At 63.5% G+C, this 16330-nt stretch carries 13 protein-coding genes and 1 tRNA gene; 10 read left to right on the plus strand and 4 right to left on the minus strand.

Features of this window, described 5'->3' with window-relative positions; translation table 11 throughout:
- Positions 1–7 precede the first annotated feature (7 nt).
- Positions 8–868 (minus strand): IclR family transcriptional regulator, encoded by an 861-nt coding sequence (locus NTU39_RS07590; protein ID WP_257959595.1) that lies wholly within the window; start codon positions 866–868, stop codon positions 8–10.
- Between the two features lie 139 nt (positions 869–1007).
- Between NTU39_RS07590 and NTU39_RS07595 the strand changes: the two genes are divergently transcribed.
- The 5 genes from NTU39_RS07595 (at position 1008) to NTU39_RS07615 (ending at position 6818) form a co-directional block, all read left to right on the plus strand.
- Positions 1008–2219 (plus strand): alpha-hydroxy acid oxidase, encoded by a 1212-nt coding sequence (locus tag NTU39_RS07595; RefSeq protein WP_257959596.1) that lies wholly within the window; start codon positions 1008–1010, stop codon positions 2217–2219.
- Between the two features lie 103 nt (positions 2220–2322).
- On the plus strand, positions 2323–2850 hold the full coding sequence (ppa, locus tag NTU39_RS07600) for an inorganic diphosphatase (protein ID WP_039399943.1): 528 nt from the start codon (positions 2323–2325) through the stop codon (positions 2848–2850).
- 102 nt (positions 2851–2952) lie between these two features.
- Entirely contained in the window at positions 2953–4089 is a 1137-nt protein-coding gene (locus NTU39_RS07605) for a GNAT family N-acetyltransferase (RefSeq protein WP_150665077.1), read from the plus strand.
- A gap of 157 nt (positions 4090–4246) precedes the next feature.
- A complete protein-coding gene (locus NTU39_RS07610) occupies positions 4247–6370 on the plus strand; it encodes an NAD(+) synthase (protein WP_257959597.1) in 2124 nt (707 codons plus the stop codon).
- Between the two features lie 109 nt (positions 6371–6479).
- On the plus strand, positions 6480–6818 hold the full coding sequence (locus NTU39_RS07615) for a P-II family nitrogen regulator (protein ID WP_010805431.1): 339 nt from the start codon (positions 6480–6482) through the stop codon (positions 6816–6818).
- Positions 6819–6933: 115 nt separating this feature from the next.
- Here the strand turns inward: NTU39_RS07615 and NTU39_RS07620 are convergent, their stop codons facing one another.
- The 3 genes from NTU39_RS07620 to trxB all read right to left on the minus strand — a co-directional run bounded on the left by NTU39_RS07620 (position 6934) and on the right by trxB (position 9537).
- Positions 6934–7554 carry a trimeric intracellular cation channel family protein gene (locus NTU39_RS07620; protein ID WP_039403915.1) on the minus strand — a complete coding sequence of 207 codons (621 nt, stop codon included), beginning with the start codon at positions 7552–7554 and terminating at the stop codon, positions 6934–6936.
- 126 nt (positions 7555–7680) lie between these two features.
- Positions 7681–8364 carry a Smr/MutS family protein gene (locus tag NTU39_RS07625; protein WP_150665075.1) on the minus strand — a complete coding sequence of 228 codons (684 nt, stop codon included), beginning with the start codon at positions 8362–8364 and terminating at the stop codon, positions 7681–7683.
- A 216-nt stretch (positions 8365–8580) separates the two neighbouring features.
- Positions 8581–9537, minus strand: a complete 957-nt coding sequence (trxB, locus tag NTU39_RS07630) for a thioredoxin-disulfide reductase (protein WP_069342590.1) — start codon at positions 9535–9537, stop codon at positions 8581–8583.
- Positions 9538–9998: 461 nt separating this feature from the next.
- Here trxB and NTU39_RS07635 point away from each other — a divergent pair, with 461 nt between their 5' ends.
- The 5 genes from NTU39_RS07635 (at position 9999) to NTU39_RS07655 (ending at position 16258) form a co-directional block, all read left to right on the plus strand.
- Positions 9999–12329 carry a DNA translocase FtsK gene (locus NTU39_RS07635; protein WP_150665074.1) on the plus strand — a complete coding sequence of 777 codons (2331 nt, stop codon included), beginning with the start codon at positions 9999–10001 and terminating at the stop codon, positions 12327–12329.
- A 5-nt stretch (positions 12330–12334) separates the two neighbouring features.
- Positions 12335–12985, plus strand: coding sequence for an outer membrane lipoprotein chaperone LolA (gene lolA, locus NTU39_RS07640; protein ID WP_150665073.1), 651 nt, complete (start codon positions 12335–12337; stop codon positions 12983–12985).
- Between the two features lie 140 nt (positions 12986–13125).
- Positions 13126–14547 (plus strand): replication-associated recombination protein A, encoded by a 1422-nt coding sequence (locus NTU39_RS07645; protein ID WP_150665072.1) that lies wholly within the window; start codon positions 13126–13128, stop codon positions 14545–14547.
- A gap of 213 nt (positions 14548–14760) precedes the next feature.
- A complete protein-coding gene (serS, locus tag NTU39_RS07650; RefSeq protein ID WP_150665071.1) occupies positions 14761–16065 on the plus strand; it encodes a serine--tRNA ligase in 1305 nt (434 codons plus the stop codon).
- A gap of 102 nt (positions 16066–16167) precedes the next feature.
- Positions 16168–16258 (plus strand) — tRNA-Ser (locus tag NTU39_RS07655).
- The last annotated feature ends 72 nt before the right edge of the window (positions 16259–16330 follow it).

The following is a 16330-nucleotide window of genomic DNA, read 5'->3' on the forward strand; positions in this document are numbered from 1 at the left end:
AGCGCGCTTAGCGTCGGAACGTCGACAGTCGCGACTTCGAGATCGACGTCGCGGCGACCTGAATGTGCGGAGCGAGTTCGGCTTCCGCGCGCTCCCGCGTCCAGCGCGAGGTCGGCACCGAGATGTTGATGGCTGCGACGGCGTGACCGTCGTGATCGGTGATCGGGGCGGCGACCGAGATGTCGCCCATCACGGTTTCGTTCTCGACGATGGCATAGCCGCGACGCGTGGTCTGCGCAATCCGTTCGAGCAGCTTCTTCTCGTCGATGAGCGTGTACGGCGTCATCGGTTCGAGCGCCGTGCCCGACAGAATCTCACGCACGCGCGCTTCGGGCAGACGCGACAGGATTGCAATGCCCGACGCCGTGAACATCGCGGGCAGACGCGCACCGACCACGATATCGATGTTCACCAGATGCTGTCCGGGAAAGCGTGCGACGAACACGATCTCGTGGCCGTCCAGCTCTTGCAAGTTGGTCGTCTCGCCCACACGGCGGCTAATGTCGAGCAGATACGGCGACGCCTTGTCGACCAGCTCGTTGGCGCGAATGTAGTTGTACGAGAACTGCAACACCTTGGTCGTCAGCCCGTAGGTACGCGTCTCCGGTACGCGGAAGAGATAGCCGAGGGCTTCAAGCGTATGCACCAGCCGCTGCGTGGCGCTGCGATCCAGATCTGCCGCTTTGGCGATGTCGCCCAGCGTCATGTACCGCGCAGGACCGTCGAAGGCGTGCAGCACCTGAAACGTCTTCTCGGTCGAGCCGACGAAGAGCGAGGAACGCGGGGCGGCGGCGCTCGAAGCGGTGTCGCTGGTGGATTGGGTGGCGTCTGTGGCAGAGCGCGACGACCCGGCGGATGAGCGCGGCATGGGTGTGCGGGTTGTTCGGATTGTAATGATTGTGATTGTAATGCAATTGTTTGTGCCCAAGTAGCGAACTTTGCCCGATCTCAGGGCATTTAGAAGCGGATGCGGCGGGGCACGCGAGAACATCAAGACAGGGGGAGCAATGCACGCGTTTTCCTGCGTGGAGGATTACCGTCGGGCGGCGAAGCGTCGTCTGACGAAGCTGGCCTTCGATTATCTGGAAGGCGGTGCGGAGGACGGGGAGGCGCTGCGGCGCAATCGGGACGCCTTCGGGCAGTGGGGCTTCGCGCCGCGCGTCATGACGGATATCTCCGCCACATCCAGCGAGACGAATTTCTGGGGACGGTCGGCGGCCGCCCCGATGGTCGTCGGCCCGACCGGCCTGAACGGCCTGTTCTGGCCGCGCGCAGACGAATTGCTCGCCCGTGCCGCTGCGGATGCGGGGCTGCCGTTCGTGCTGTCGACGGCATCGACTTCGCTACTCGAAGACGTGCGCGCGGCGGTGCCGAACGGCGAGCTTTGGCTGCAACTCTATGTGCAGCAGGATCGGCGCATTGCCGAGAGCATGATGCGCCGGGCGCGCGAGGCAGGCTTTCGAACGCTGATGCTGACGGTCGATACGCCTGTGCACGGAAAGCGCGATCACGACACGCGCAACGGCTTCAAGCTGCCCCTGCGCTTCACACCGCGACTCGTGGCGGACTGCATGCGACACCCGCATTGGAGCTGGCAGATGCTCGTGGGCGGCGCGCCGCAGCTTCGCAACATCGCTCAGAGCGTGGGTGAGCGGGCGGATCTGGCGCGTCACGCGGCGATGCTGAGTCGTCAGATGGACTTGTCGCTCGGCTGGCACGACCTGACGTGGGTGCGCAAGCACTGGCCGGGTGAAGTGCTGGTCAAGGGCATTCTGACGGTGGAGGACGCCCGTCAGGCGCAGGCCCACGGCGCGGACGGCATCATCGTCTCCAATCACGGCGGACGCCAGTTGGGCAGCACGCTCGCACCGGTCGAAGCGTTGCCGACGATCGTCGATGCCGTTGGCGTGCCAGGGGCGGGTGGTCCTGCGATGTCCGTGTTCATGGACGGTGGCGTGCGGCGCGGGGCCGACGTCGCCAAGGCCGTCGCGCTGGGCGCGAAGGGCGTGCTGCTGGGACGCGCGCCGCTGTATGGCGTGGCGGCGCGCGGCGGGCAGGGGGTGGATGGGGTGCTGGCATTGCTGCTGAGCGAATTGCGCACGACGATGCAACTGCTCGGCTGCGCCAACGTGGGGGCGTTGACGGCTGAACGGCTGGCACGGCTGCCGTCGTTGCACGAGAACCGATCCGGCGGGGCAATTCAGGCAAACCCGCTATAATGTTTCGCGCCCGATTGCCGTCGGGCGGCGTGGCATCCGGCCGGTTGGCGGGGCATGCGCGCCGCGCGGCGGCATGCCAATTTTCATTCACAGGAATGCCATCATGAGCTTCAACCACGTGCCTGCCGGTAAGGACCTCCCCAACGATTTCAACGTCATCATCGAGATCCCGGCGCAAAGCGACCCGGTGAAGTACGAAGCCGACAAGGATCTGGGCCTGCTGGTCGTTGACCGCTTCATCGGCACGGGTATGCGTTACCCGGCCAACTACGGCTTCATTCCGCAAACGCTGGCTGGCGACGGCGACCCCGTCGATGCGCTGGTCGTCACGCCGTTCCCGCTGCTGGCTGGCTCGGTCGTCCGCTGCCGCGCACTGGGCATGCTCAACATGACCGATGAGTCGGGCGTGGACGCCAAGCTCGTGGTCGTGCCGGTCGACAAGATCTGCCCGATGACGGCACACATGAAGTCGATCGACGACGTGCCGGGCTACCTGAAGGACCAGATCAAGCACTTCTTCGAGCAATACAAGGCGCTCGAAAAGGGCAAGTGGGTCAAGGTCGAAGGCTGGGAAGGCATCGAAGCCGCCCACAAGGAAATCACCGAAGGCGTCGCGAACGCGAAGAAGTAATTTCCACTTCGCCAAGTTTGCCGCGTCGTTCGTCGACGCAAAGAAAACCCGGCCGTGTGCCGGGTTTTTTCGCAAGCCGCCGGTTTGCAAACGAGGTGTGAAGTGAGCAGCGACGTAGTCATCCGTGTAGTGCAATCGATTGAAGACGTGCCAGCCAACGCGTGGAACGCGCTCGCGGGCGACAACCCGTTCGTGCAGCACGCGTTCCTGCACGCGATGCACGAGACGGGGTGCGCCGCCAAGCGTACGGGCTGGCAACCGGCCTATCTGCTCATGCATGCAGACGAAGTGCTCGTCGGCGCGATGCCGCTCTACGTCAAGTCGCACTCCCGGGGCGAATATGTCTTCGACCACGCATGGGCCGACGCCTTCGCGCGTCACGGTCTCGAGTACTACCCCAAGCTGTTGTGCGCCGTGCCGTTCTCGCCCGTGACCGGGCCGCGTCTGCTCGCACGCACGCAGGCGGATCGCGTGGCGCTGGCGCGCGGTGCGATTGCGTTCGCCCGGCAGCTTGAGTTGTCGTCCATCCACGTGCTGTTCACGCACGACGACGATCTGGCCGCGCTCACCGAAGCCGGATACATGCTGCGCGAAGGCGTGCAGTTTCATTGGGAAAATCCGGGCTTCGCCACGTTCGACGACTTCCTCGCGCAGATGAATCAGGAGAAGCGCAAGAAGCTGAAACAGGACCGTCGGCGCGTGCGCGAGGCCGGGGTGACGTACCGTTGGCTGCGCGGCGAGCAAATCGATGACGCAGCGCTCGACTTCTTTTATCAGTGCTACGAAAACACCTACCGTGAGCACTGGAATTCACCGTATCTGAGTCGTGCGTTCTTCGGGCAGGTGCACGCGACGATGCCCGACGCGTTGCTGCTCGTCATGGCGGAGCGTGACGGCCAGCCGCTCGCGTGCGCACTCAATGTCGTGAGCGGCGACACGATGTACGGCCGCTATTGGGGGACGACGGACTTCGTCTCCGGGATGCATTTCGAGACCTGCTACGCGCAGGGCATCGAGTACTGTATCGCGCACGGGCTGCGCAGTTTCGAAGGCGGCGCGCAAGGCGTGCATAAGATGTCGCGCGGTCTGTTACCCACGCCTACGTGGTCCGCCCATTGGATTGCCGACGAACGATTCGCGCAGGCCATCGAGGATTTTCTCGACCGTGAGACGTCAGCGATGGACGAGCACATCGGCGAGCTGGAAGCGCATACGCCGTTCAAGCGACCGGCGTCCTGAGCGATTTCGGGACATGGGGCGGTCGAAGGCAGGCCCCGGCAAGGCGGGGCCTCGCGTAATATACTGACGATTCTTACGCCCGCTTCATCGCTGCAAACGCCCGACAGGTATGCCTGCCGACGTCACGGCACAAGGGCGATGCATGGTAGCCGCCGACATGACCAACCGATTTCTCAATCTCTACAATCACGATTTCGCGCGTGTGGCCGTCGGAGTGCCGCAATGCCGCGTCGCCGATCCCGCTTTCAACGCAGCCCAGACCATCGCGCTGGCCCGTCAGGCCGACGCCGAGGGTGCGGTACTCGTCGCCTTCCCCGAACTTGGCATTCCTGCCTACAGCTGCGAAGACCTGTTCCAGCAGCGCGCCTTGCAGGACGCCTGCGACGCCGCGCTGGCCGAGATCGTGGCCGCGAGCCGGGAGCTGGGCATTGCGATGATCGTCGGCATGCCGGTGCGCGTGCAGCAGCGCCTGTTCAACTGCGCCGTCGTGGTGGCGCGCGGCCGCATTCACGGCGTTGTCCCCAAGACGTATCTCCCGAACTACAGCGAGTTCTACGAAGCGCGCCAGTTCAACGCAGCGGATGACGCAGGCGTCGATTCCGTCGCCCTGCTGGGCAACGACGTGCCGTTCGGTGCGCTCATCTTCGAAGCTGCCGATCAGCCGCTGCTGCGCTTTCACTGCGAGATCTGCGAAGACGTCTGGGTGCCGGTGCCGCCGTCGTCGTTCGCAGCACTTGCGGGGGCGACGGTGCTCGTCAACCTGTCGGCATCGAACGTGGTCGTGGGCAAGTCGACCTATCGTCATCAACTGGTCGCCCAGCAGTCGGCGCGTTGCCTCGCGGCGTATCTGTACACCTCGGCCGGGCAGGGCGAATCGACGACCGACCTCGCGTGGGACGGACAGGCGCTCATCTACGAGAACGGCGACATGCTCGCCGAGTCGGCGCGCTTCGCCAGCGAGTCGCATCTGATCTTCGCCGATGTCGATCTGGAGCGCCTCGCCCGTGAGCGCATGCATCAGACGACGTTCGGTGTGTCGGTGCGCCGCCATGCCGACGAAGTGGCGCGCTTTCGCACGATCAAGGTCGACGTCACCCTGCCGCGTGACGCCGAACTGCCGCTCGCACGCGCAATTGCGCGCTTCCCTTATGTGCCGTCCGATGCGGCGCGTCGCGACGAGCGCTGCCACGAGGTCTACAACATTCAGGTGCAGGCGCTGATGCAGCGTCTCGCGTCGTCGAAGATTCAGAAGGTCGTGATCGGTGTGTCCGGCGGGCTGGACTCGACGCATGCGTTGCTCGTCTGCGCCAAGGTCATGGACCGGCTGGGTCTGCCGCGCGCGAATATTCTGGCCTACACGATGCCGGGCTTCGCGACGAGCGAGCGCACGCTACGTCAGGCGCGCGAGTTGATGGACGCCGTGGGATGCACGGCGCGCGAGATCGATATTCGTCCGAGTTGCATGCAGATGTTGAAGGACCTCGATCATCCGTTCGCGAAGGGCGAGGAAGTCTACGACGTCACGTTCGAGAACGTGCAGGCGGGCGAGCGCACCAACCACCTGTTCCGTTTGGCGAATCACCTTGGGGCGATTGTGATCGGTACGGGCGACCTGAGCGAGTTGGCGCTGGGCTGGTGCACTTACGGTGTGGGCGATCATATGTCGCACTACAACGTGAACGCCAGCGTGCCCAAGACGCTCATCATGCATCTCGTGCGCTGGGTCGCGGAGACGGGGCAACTGGGTGGCGCTGCGTCGGCCAAAGCGCAGAAGGACGGTAAGGACGTTAAGGATGTTAAGGGCGGCAAGGAAGGACAGCGCCGCAACGTCCTCATCGATATTCTTGAGACTGAAATCAGCCCGGAACTCGTGCCGGGCAAGGCCAACGGCGCGCCCGAACAGCGCACCGAGCATTTCATCGGCCCGTACGAATTGCAGGACTTCAACCTCTACTACACGCTGCGCTTCGGCTATGCGCCGCGCAAGGTGGCGTTCCTGTCGTGGAGTGCGTGGCACGATGCGTCGCAGGGGCGCTGGCCGGACGAAGGGCACGCGTCGCGCAACGCCTACGATCTGGTTGCGATCAAGCGCAACCTGCGCATTTTCCTGGATCGATTCTTCCGTACGAGCCAGTTCAAGCGTTCGTGCATTCCGAATGCGCCGAAGGTCGGCACGGGCGGTTCGCTCTCGCCGCGTGGCGACTGGCGTGCGCCGAGCGATTCGGAGTCGGTGGTGTGGCTGGCGGATCTGGACACGGTGCCGGACGATCCGCACGCGTAATTCGATAAGTGGGGCGGGCAGGGTGCGCTGTCATCGGCGTGCCGTTCCCGGCCCGGTACAATAGCCGGGCGAAATTGCAGAATATTCCAATCAAGATATCGAGGCGACAATGAAACGCGTAACTGCCATCATCAAACCCTTCAAGCTCGACGAAGTCCGTGAAGCGCTGGCCGAAGTCGGCGTGACCGGTCTGACCGTCACGGAAGTGAAGGGCTTCGGCCGCCAGAAGGGCCACACCGAGCTGTATCGCGGTGCGGAATACGTCGTCGACTTCCTGCCGAAGATCAAGATCGAAGTCGTGGTGAGCGCAGCGCAGGCCGAACAGGTCATCGATGCCGTGCTGGGCGCGGCCCGCACCGGCAAGATCGGCGACGGCAAGATCTTCGTGACCGATGTCGAACGCGTGATCCGCATTCGCACGGGCGAAGAGGGCGAACAGGCGGTCTGACGGCAGTTTGAGCGCCGCAGCATTGCTGCGGTGATTGCGTCGGAAAAACGAAGGGCGACGGCTGCGAGAGCGGCGTCGCCCTTTGGCGTTTTGGCGGTGCCGGTGCCGGATCGGCTCAGGACTTGAGGCGCACGTCGAATGCGACGGTGATCAGCCGCACGAAAATCACGGAAAACGCGCTGATCGACAAGGTGTAGACGGGATCGAGGTCGGCGTAAGTCAGCGCGATGTAGATCCATCCCCCAATGAACGCACACACGGCGTACGGTCGTGTGTCGCGCAATACCAGCGGTACCTCGTTACAGAGGATGTCGCGGATCACGCCGCCGCCCACGCCGGTAATCACGCCCATCATCACCGACATGAACGCCGACATATCGGTCTGCAACGCGAGCGATGTGCCGGACGCGCTGAAGAACCCAAGACCGATGGCGTCCGTAATGAGCAGCACGCGCTCCGTCGCCACGCGTGAGACGAGCTTCAGCACGACGCCTGTGGACAACGACAACACGAGGATGATGACCGAGTACCACTGATGCTGGACCCAGTAGAAGGGGCGGTGGTCGAGCAGCACGTCGCGCAACGTGCCGCCGCCGAAGGCGGTCGCGAAGGCCAGCACGAACGCGCCGACCGGATCGAGATGCTGCTTGCGGGCTTCCGCGAAGCCGGAGATGGCGCACGACAATACGGCGATGGCCTCCATGACGGCCAGGATCGTATGCAGTTGAGCGCTCATCTCGTGAATCATCGGCGAATCCTGTTGGGGACGGTGGACAGTCCCTCGTCAATACGTCGTGATCGGCGGTGACATCTTCAATGCCAGCGGTGGCTGGCGGGATGCGGCATCTGGCGCAGGTGCGCGTCAGTCGCCCGCGCGCGCGCCCCGGGCCTGCGAAGCCTGGAGCAATACTACCAGCGCACCGCCCCCGCCGTCGCGTCCTTGCGCTTGCGCCCATGCCAGCACTTCGTTCTTCTGGGCGAGCCAGCCGCGCACCTTGTCCTTGAGGACCGGCTCACGGTTCACCGAGCCGAGGCCCTTGCCGTGAATTACGCGAATGCAGCGCAGGCCGCGCTTGACGGCGTCGTGCAGAAAGGTGGAGAGCGCTTCGCGGGCTTCGTCGCGACGCATGCCGTGCAGGTCGATCTGCGCCTGCACCACCCAGTCGCCGCGTTGCAGCTTCAGCACGGCATCGTGGCTGATGCCGGGACGGCGATACGACAAGCGGTCGTCCGTGTCGAGCAACGCTTCGGGGTCGAACTCGTCGGACAGGGATTCGTGAAGCACTGCGGCTTCGTCTTCCTCGGTCTGACGCGCCACCGGTTCGGGCGGGAAGCGCGGGTGCTCGACGCGATTGGTCGAGCCTTTGCTGGCAAGCGGGGCGATCTCGCCGACGCTGTCGCGGAACACGTTGGCATCGCGTTTGGCCTGCGCGGCGCGCTTGGCGGCAGCGATGCGTTCGGCTTCGCGTGCGGCGCTCTCGGTCGCGAGCGCGTCACGGAAGTTGGAGAGGTCGCTGAGGCTGAGTTTCGGTGGTTTCTTGCTCATGATCGTGCGAACAAGGACGTTCAAAGGGAGGACAAAATGGTGTGTTGCGGCGCGTTGCGTCTGCGCGGTAGCGAAGGCGCGTTTCCGAATCATAACGGCTCGTGACGCCACGTAACGAAGATGATGGCGACGCTACAAGCGAAGACGGCGCCCCGGCTGCATGAAAGATCACACAGCCGGGGCGCCGCCGTCAGGCGTAAAAACGCGCGAGAGCGATTACTGGTCGAGGTTTTCGAGGTAACGCTGGGCGTCGAGCGCGGCCATGCAACCCGTGCCTGCGCTGGTAATGGCCTGACGGTAGATGTGATCCTGCACGTCGCCAGCGGCAAACACGCCCGGCACGCTGGTGGCCGTGGCGTTGCCATTCAGGCCGCTGTGCGTGACGATGTAGCCGTTCTTCATTTCGAGCTGACCGTCGAAGATATCCGTGTTCGGCTTGTGGCCGATGGCGATGAACACGCCGTGCAGCGAGATGTCTTCATGCGCGCCCGTCTTGGTGTTCTTGATACGAACGCCGGTCACGCCGCTGTCGTCGCCCGTCACTTCGTCGAGCACGCTGTCGTACTTCAGTTCGACCACGCCTTGCTTGGCCTTTTCCAGCAGACGGTCGATCAGGATCGGCTCGGCGCGGAACTTGTCGCGGCGGTGGATCACGGTGACCTTGCTGGCGATGTTCGAGAGGTACAGCGCTTCTTCGACAGCGGTGTTGCCGCCGCCGACCACGCAGACTTCCTTGCCGCGATAGAAGAAGCCGTCGCACGTGGCGCAGGCAGAGACGCCGCGGCCCGAGAAGGCTTCTTCCGACGGCAGGCCGAGGTACTGCGCCGAAGCGCCGGTCGCGATGATCAGGGCGTCGGCCGTGTATTCGCCGGAGTCGCCGATCAGACGCAGCGGGCGCTCGTTCAGATGCACCGTATGGATGTGATCGAAAATCATCTCGGTGTTGAAGTGCTCGGCATGTGCCTGCATGCGGGCCATCAGTTCCGGGCCTTGCACGCCGGTCGGGTCGCCGGGCCAGTTCTCGACGTCCGTGGTGGTCATCAACTGACCGCCCTGGGCGATACCGGTGATCAGCACCGGGTTGAGGTTGGCGCGCGCGGCGTACACGGCGGCGCTATAGCCGGCGGGGCCGGAACCGAGAATCAGGACTTTGGCGTGCTTGGCAGCAGACATGGAACTCACCGGAAAGGGGTTGGGTGCTGGCGTCGGGCCCCTGAACGCGCACCGCCTGGCGCGCGACCGGGGCTCCGGCGCAAACCGACATTATAAAGGGCCGACGATGTTTCGTTGATGGAGCCTCACAATCGAGGCGATAGCCTTCGGGCGGGCGTTGGGGGTCCGGTGACTACACCGGACGAACGTTCGAAGGCCCCGCGCCGGGACGTCTCTCAAATTTGGGGGCAGATGCATCGGATGCAAGTGCGCCGGGTGTGGGCGAGGGGAGCGGCGGCCTGTTCACCGACTTCGCTTTGCCACCGGGCGTCCCGGCGTCCGGCAAATCGCTCGGGAGTGGCGCGGTTACGGCTTGTCACGCTTTCCTGACGTGCTCATGCGTTAATCGATGTAATAGTTGTTTACAATGGAGCATTGCTGCGCGGCAGGCCGCCCGTCTGCCCGCCCAACCGCATGGCTTGATGACGACGAAATCTTCCTACTCTGCTGGTGCCGGATCGTCGTTGCCCAATCGGGTGACGCACCTCTTCCATGAAATCCGCTGGATGGCGCAGGTCGCGCTGATGGTATTCCTGTTGATGGCGTTGTTCTCTTACAGCCGTCTGGACCCCAGCTGGACGCATGCGGCGCATGTGGAGCGTATCGCCAACTGGGCGGGACGCGTCGGCGCGTGGGTCGCCGATATGCTGCTGCTCATGCTCGGTCTGTCCGCCTACTGGCTGGTGGTGTTCATCGCCCGCCGCGTGATTTCCGGCTACCGCCGCATCTCCGCCAAACGCGAAGCGCCTCCGTTGCGCGAACGCCTCGCGAGCGGCGGCTGGGTGGAGATCGTCTCTTCCCTCATGGTGCTGCTCTCGAGCGCCGGTATCGAATCCCTGCGTCTGTACCGTCTCAAGGCCCAGTTGCCGCGCGCGTCGGGCGGCGTCATCGGCGAGACCGTCGGTGGCTTCTTCCAGCATGCACTGGGCTTCACTGGCGGCACGCTGGCCTTGCTGCTGATCTTCGCCTTCGGCCTGTCGCTGCTGTTCCATTTCTCCTGGTTGTCCGCCGCCGAAAAGGTCGGTGCGCTGATTCTCGATACCGGTACTGTGATCCGTCGTCGCCGCGAGGCGCGTCAGGACCGTCGGATGGGCGAGGAAGCGGCGATTGCGCGTGAAGGTGCGGTCGTCCAGAACCGGGTCAGGGCGGAAGTCCACGAGCCGGTGCAGATCGTGCCGCCGGTCAAGGTGGTGCCCAAGAGCGAGCGGGTCGAGAAGGAAAAGCAGGCGCCGTTGTTTGCCGACCTGCCGGACTCGATCCTGCCGCCGCTGGCGTTGCTCGACCCGGCGCCGGTTGCACAGGAAACCGTGTCGGGCGAGACGCTGGAGTTCACGTCGCGCCTGATCGAGAAGAAGCTCAAGGATTTCGGCGTGGAAGTGAGCGTCGTGGCCGCTTATCCCGGCCCCGTCATCACGCGTTACGAAATCGAACCCGCCACGGGCGTGAAGGGCAGTCAGATCGTGAATCTGGCCAAGGATCTGGCGCGTTCGCTTTCGCTGGTGTCGATCCGTGTGGTCGAAACCATCCCCGGTAAGAATTTCATGGGGCTGGAGTTGCCGAATCCGCGTCGTCAGACGGTGCGGATGACGGAGATCCTCGGCTCTGAGGTCTACAACAGTTCGTCGTCGCTGCTGACGCTCGCGCTCGGTAAGGACATCGGCGGCAAGCCGGTCGTGGCCGATCTGGCGAAGATGCCTCACTTGCTCGTGGCCGGTACGACCGGTTCGGGCAAGTCGGTGGGGATCAACGCCATGATTCTGTCGCTGCTGTACAAGGCGACGGCCGAGCAGGTCCGACTCATTCTGATCGATCCGAAGATGCTCGAAATGAGCATGTACGAGGGCATCCAGCATCTGTTGTGCCCGGTGGTGACGGATATGCGTCAGGCCGGTCACGCGCTGAACTGGGTGGTGGCCGAGATGGAGCGCCGCTACAAGCTGATGAGCAAGCTGGGCGTTCGCAATCTGGCGGGCTACAACAACAAGATCGACGACGCCGCCAAGCGCGAAGAACATATTCCGAATCCGTTCTCGCTGACGCCGGAAGAACCCGAGCCGTTGCAGCGTCTGCCGTACATCGTGGTCGTGATCGACGAGTTGGCCGACCTGATGATGGTCGTCGGAAAGAAGGTCGAAGAGCTGATCGCGCGGATTGCACAGAAGGCGCGCGCGGCGGGCATTCACCTGATTCTGGCGACGCAGCGTCCGTCGGTCGACGTCATTACCGGTCTGATCAAGGCCAACGTGCCAACGCGGGTGGCGTTCCAGGTGTCGTCGAAGATCGATTCGCGCACGATTCTGGACCAACAGGGCGCCGAGACGCTGCTGGGTATGGGCGACATGCTGTACATGCCGCCGGGCACCGGGTTGCCGTTGCGTGTGCACGGTGCGTTCGTGGCCGATGACGAAGTGCATCGCGTGGTCGAGCGGCTCAAGGAACAGGGCGAGGCCAACTACGTCGAAGGTCTTCTCGACGGTGCGGTCGAAGGCGAAGACGGTGGTATCGACGGTGCGGGCGGCGCAGGCGGTGGAACTGGCGAGGGGGGCGGCGAGTCCGATCCTCTATACGATCAGGCCGTGGCTGTGGTGCTCAAGCAGCGCCGCGCGTCGATCTCGCTGGTGCAGCGCCATTTGCGCATCGGCTACAACCGGGCGGCGCGCCTGCTCGAACAGATGGAACAGTCAGGCGTCGTGTCGGCGATGGCGAGCAACGGTAACCGGGAAATTCTGGTGCCGAATCGCGAGGGAGAATAAAGAATATGCTGGGATTCAAGCGCGGCTTGCCGCTCATGGTGGGTGCTGTCGGTGTGACGCTGGCGGCGCTGGTCGCACCGGCTTATGCAAGCGGTACGGCGCAACTCAAGGCGTTCGCGGCGCAGGTGAAGTCGGCGCGCGGCGACTTCGAGCAGAAGCAGGTGAAGGGACAGCAGAACGGCGAGATGAAGGTGACGAACAATGCGTCGGGCACGTTCGAGTTCTCGCGTCCCGGCCAGTTCGTCTGGCACTACACCAAGCCTTACGATCAGCTGTTGCAGGCGGACGGCACGACGCTCTACGTCTACGACAAGGATCTGAATCAGGTCACGGAGCGCAAGCTGGGTGATTCCTTGGGCGCAAGCCCGGCGGCGATCCTGTTCGGTAGCAATGACATTGAAAAGAGCTTCACGCTCAAGGACGCCGGGGTGAAGAACGGCATCGACTGGGTCGAGCTTAGGCCAAAGGCGCAGGACACGCAGTTCCAGCGCGTGGGCATCGGTTTTCGCGACGGCAACCTCGCCGCGATGGAACTGTACGACGCGTTCGGCAACGTGACCTTGCTTACGTTCAGCAACATGCAGAAGAATCCGCCGCTACCGGCGGGCAACTTCAAGTTCACGGTGCCCAAAGGGGCGGACGTGATCAAGGGTTGAGCTTGCGCTGACCTTCGTCCCTGCCGCCCGGCATCGTCCGAGAAGCGCTTTGCAGGCGTGCCTGTCATCGGGCTGGCATAATGGGATATCTGATTATCTGACTGCGGCCGGGGACATCCCCGGCCGCACTGCTTGAGAACATGCCAAACGACGCCCCTTTGTCGGCTTCGGTGCCTTTGGCCGAGCGCCTTCGCCCCCATACCATCGACGATGTGATTGGCCAGCGTCACCTGCTGGGCAAGGGAAAGCCTTTGCGCGTGGCATTTGAAGCGGGCCGTCCGCATTCGATGATTCTCTGGGGGCCGCCGGGTGTCGGCAAGACGACGCTCGCGCGCCTGATGGCGGACGCCTTCAAAGCCTACTTCATTGCGCTGTCGGCCGTGCTCTCCGGTGTGAAGGACATTCGCGACGCCGTCGAGGCTGCACAGATTCAGCGCGGACAGGGCAAGCAGACGGTCGTGTTCGTCGATGAAGTGCATCGCTTCAACAAGGCACAGCAGGATGCCTTCCTGCCGCACGTCGAATCCGGTCTGTTCATCTTTGTCGGCGCGACGACGGAGAACCCGTCGTTCGAAGTGAATGGCGCATTGCTCTCGCGCGCGGCCGTGTATGTGCTCAAGAGCCTGAACGACGAAGAACTCGGCGAGATGGTCACGCGCGCCGCGCATGAGTTGGGCGATATCGGATTCACGGACGAAGCGCGTCAGGGGCTGATCGACTCGGCGGATGGCGACGGCCGCAAGCTGTTGAACAACGTCGAAATCGTGGCGCAGGCGGCGATGTCCCAAGACATGGAGACGATCGACGAGGCGCTGCTGGCCAGCGTGCTCGCCGAGAATCTGCGTCGCTTCGACAAGGGCGGCGACGCGTTCTACGATCAGATCAGCGCGCTGCACAAGTCGGTGCGCGGCAGTTCGCCGGACGGCGCGCTGTACTGGTTCTGTCGCATGCTCGACGGTGGTGCCGATCCGCGTTATCTGGCGCGCCGGATCGTGCGCATGGCGTGGGAAGACATCGGGCTGGCCGACCCGCGAGCGGCGCGTATTGCGCTGGATGCGGCGGAGACGTACGAGCGTCTTGGCACGCCCGAGGGCGAACTGGCGTTGGCGCAGGCGATTCTGTATCTCGCATCGGCCCCGAAGTCGAATGCGGGTTACAACGCGTACAACCAGGCGCGGGCGTTCGTCGGCAAGGACAAGTCGCGCGCGGTGCCTATCCATTTGCGCAATGCGCCGACCAAGCTGATGAAAGAACTCGGCTACGGTCACGAGTATCGCTACGCCCACGACGAGCCGGATGCCTATGCGGCCGGTGAGACGTATTTCCCCGATGATCTGCGTGCGCAGAACTGGTATCGTCCTGTGCCGCGCGGTCTGGAAGGCAAGATCGGGGAGAAGCTGAACTGGCTGAAGTCGCTCGATGCCGAGTGGCGTCGTGCGAATGCCAAGGGACGCAAAACCGATGCCCCGGCGAAGACGCCGACGGCTGGGAAAACGTCCTCTCCATCCTTATCTTCCGAGAAGTCACCGCCAGCGGAATCCGGGGACGACGAGTCCGCGTGAGTTGGCGCGCTGCCGTGCGGGTCGGGCGGCCGTAACGAGCCGCCGCAGCGTCTCGGCGCTTGGCGACGCGTCAAATCGCGTCACAGCGCTGCGCGTTTGGTAAAATCCCGCCATTAGTGCCGTCGTCGGCGAGAATGCACTGGCAACGCCGCCGTCGGCCAACACCCAATTCATGGTCCACCCACGTGGGCCGCTCACAATAGATTTCCCACCATGCTCGACATTCAACTTCTTCGCAAGGATCTCGACGGCGTTGCTGCGCGACTCAAAGCGCGCGGCTTCACGCTGGATGTGGCGGCATTCGCTGCGCTCGAGGCGGAGCGCAAGCAGATTCAGACGCAAACCGAGGAGCTTCAGGCGCGTCGCAATGCGTTGTCGAAGCAGGTCGGCATGAAGAAGGGCAAGGGCGAGGACGCCTCGGCCGAGATCGCCGAAGTCGGCGGCATCGCTGACACGCTCAAGGCGTCGTCGGTGCGTCTTGAAGAGATTCAGACGCGTCTGTCGGATTTGTTGCTGGGCGTGCCGAATCTGCCGCACGAGAGCGTGCCGGTCGGAAAGGACGAAACGCAGAACGTGGAAGTGCGCCGCTGGGGCACGCCGCGAGAGTTCGACTTCACGCCGCGCGATCACGTCGATCTCGGCGCCGCGCTGGGTCTGGATTTCGACGCAGCGGCCAAGCTTGCCGGTGCCCGTTTTTCGGTGATGAAGGGCGGCATTGCACGTCTGCATCGTGCGCTCGCGCAGTTCATGCTCGACACGCACACGAGCGAGCACGGCTATACGGAAACGTACGTGCCGTACATCGTGAATGCGGCGTCGATGCGTGGCACGGGTCAGTTGCCGAAGTTCGAGGACGACCTGTTCAAGGTGCCGCGCAAGGTCGGTGGTGAAGAGGGCGAGCGTATCGAGAACTTCTATCTGATTCCGACGGCGGAAGTGTCGCTGACGAATCTGGTGCGTGACGAACTGCTGCCGAACGATGCGTTGCCGATGCGCATGGTGGCGCATACGCCGTGCTTCCGCTCGGAGGCGGGCAGCTATGGCAAGGACACGCGCGGCATGATTCGTCAGCATCAGTTCGACAAGGTCGAGTTGGTGCATGTGGTGCGTCCGGAAGAGTCGTACGACGCGCTCGAGACGCTGGTGGGGCATGCGGAAACGATTCTGCAGAAGCTTGGATTGCCGTACCGCACGCTCGTGCTGTGCACGGGCGACATGGGCTTTGGCAGCGCGAAGACGTACGACATGGAAGTGTGGATTCCGGCGCAGAACACGTATCGCGAGATTTCGTCGTGCTCGAACATGGAGAGCTTCCAGGCACGCCGGATGCAGGCACGTTTCCGCAATGCGCAGAACAAGCCGGAGCTGGTGCACACGCTGAACGGTTCGGGTCTCGCGGTGGGACGCGCACTGGTGGCGGTGCTTGAGAACTATCAGAATGCCGATGGTTCGGTGACGGTGCCGGACGTGCTGCGTCCGTACATGGGCGGCATCGAGCGTCTTGAGCCCGCAGCGTAAAAAACTTTGCAAAAGGGGTTGCCGGAAAAATAAATTCGGCTATAATCTCTTTCTCGCTGCTTGAGGCCACTCAGGCAGCGAACCAAAGCAGAAAGAACGCTTGGAGAGGTGGCAGAGTGGTCGAATGCGCCGGACTCGAAATCCGGTGTACGGTTATACCGTACCGTGGGTTCGAATCCCACCCTCTCCGCCAAGCATCTTGCTTTGAACGAATCAGCCCGCTAACTAGCGGGCTTTTTTGTTTTGTGCGTCAGTCGATCACGCG

Source organism: Pandoraea commovens (genome assembly GCF_024704525.1).
GTDB lineage: Bacteria > Pseudomonadota > Gammaproteobacteria > Burkholderiales > Burkholderiaceae > Pandoraea > Pandoraea commovens.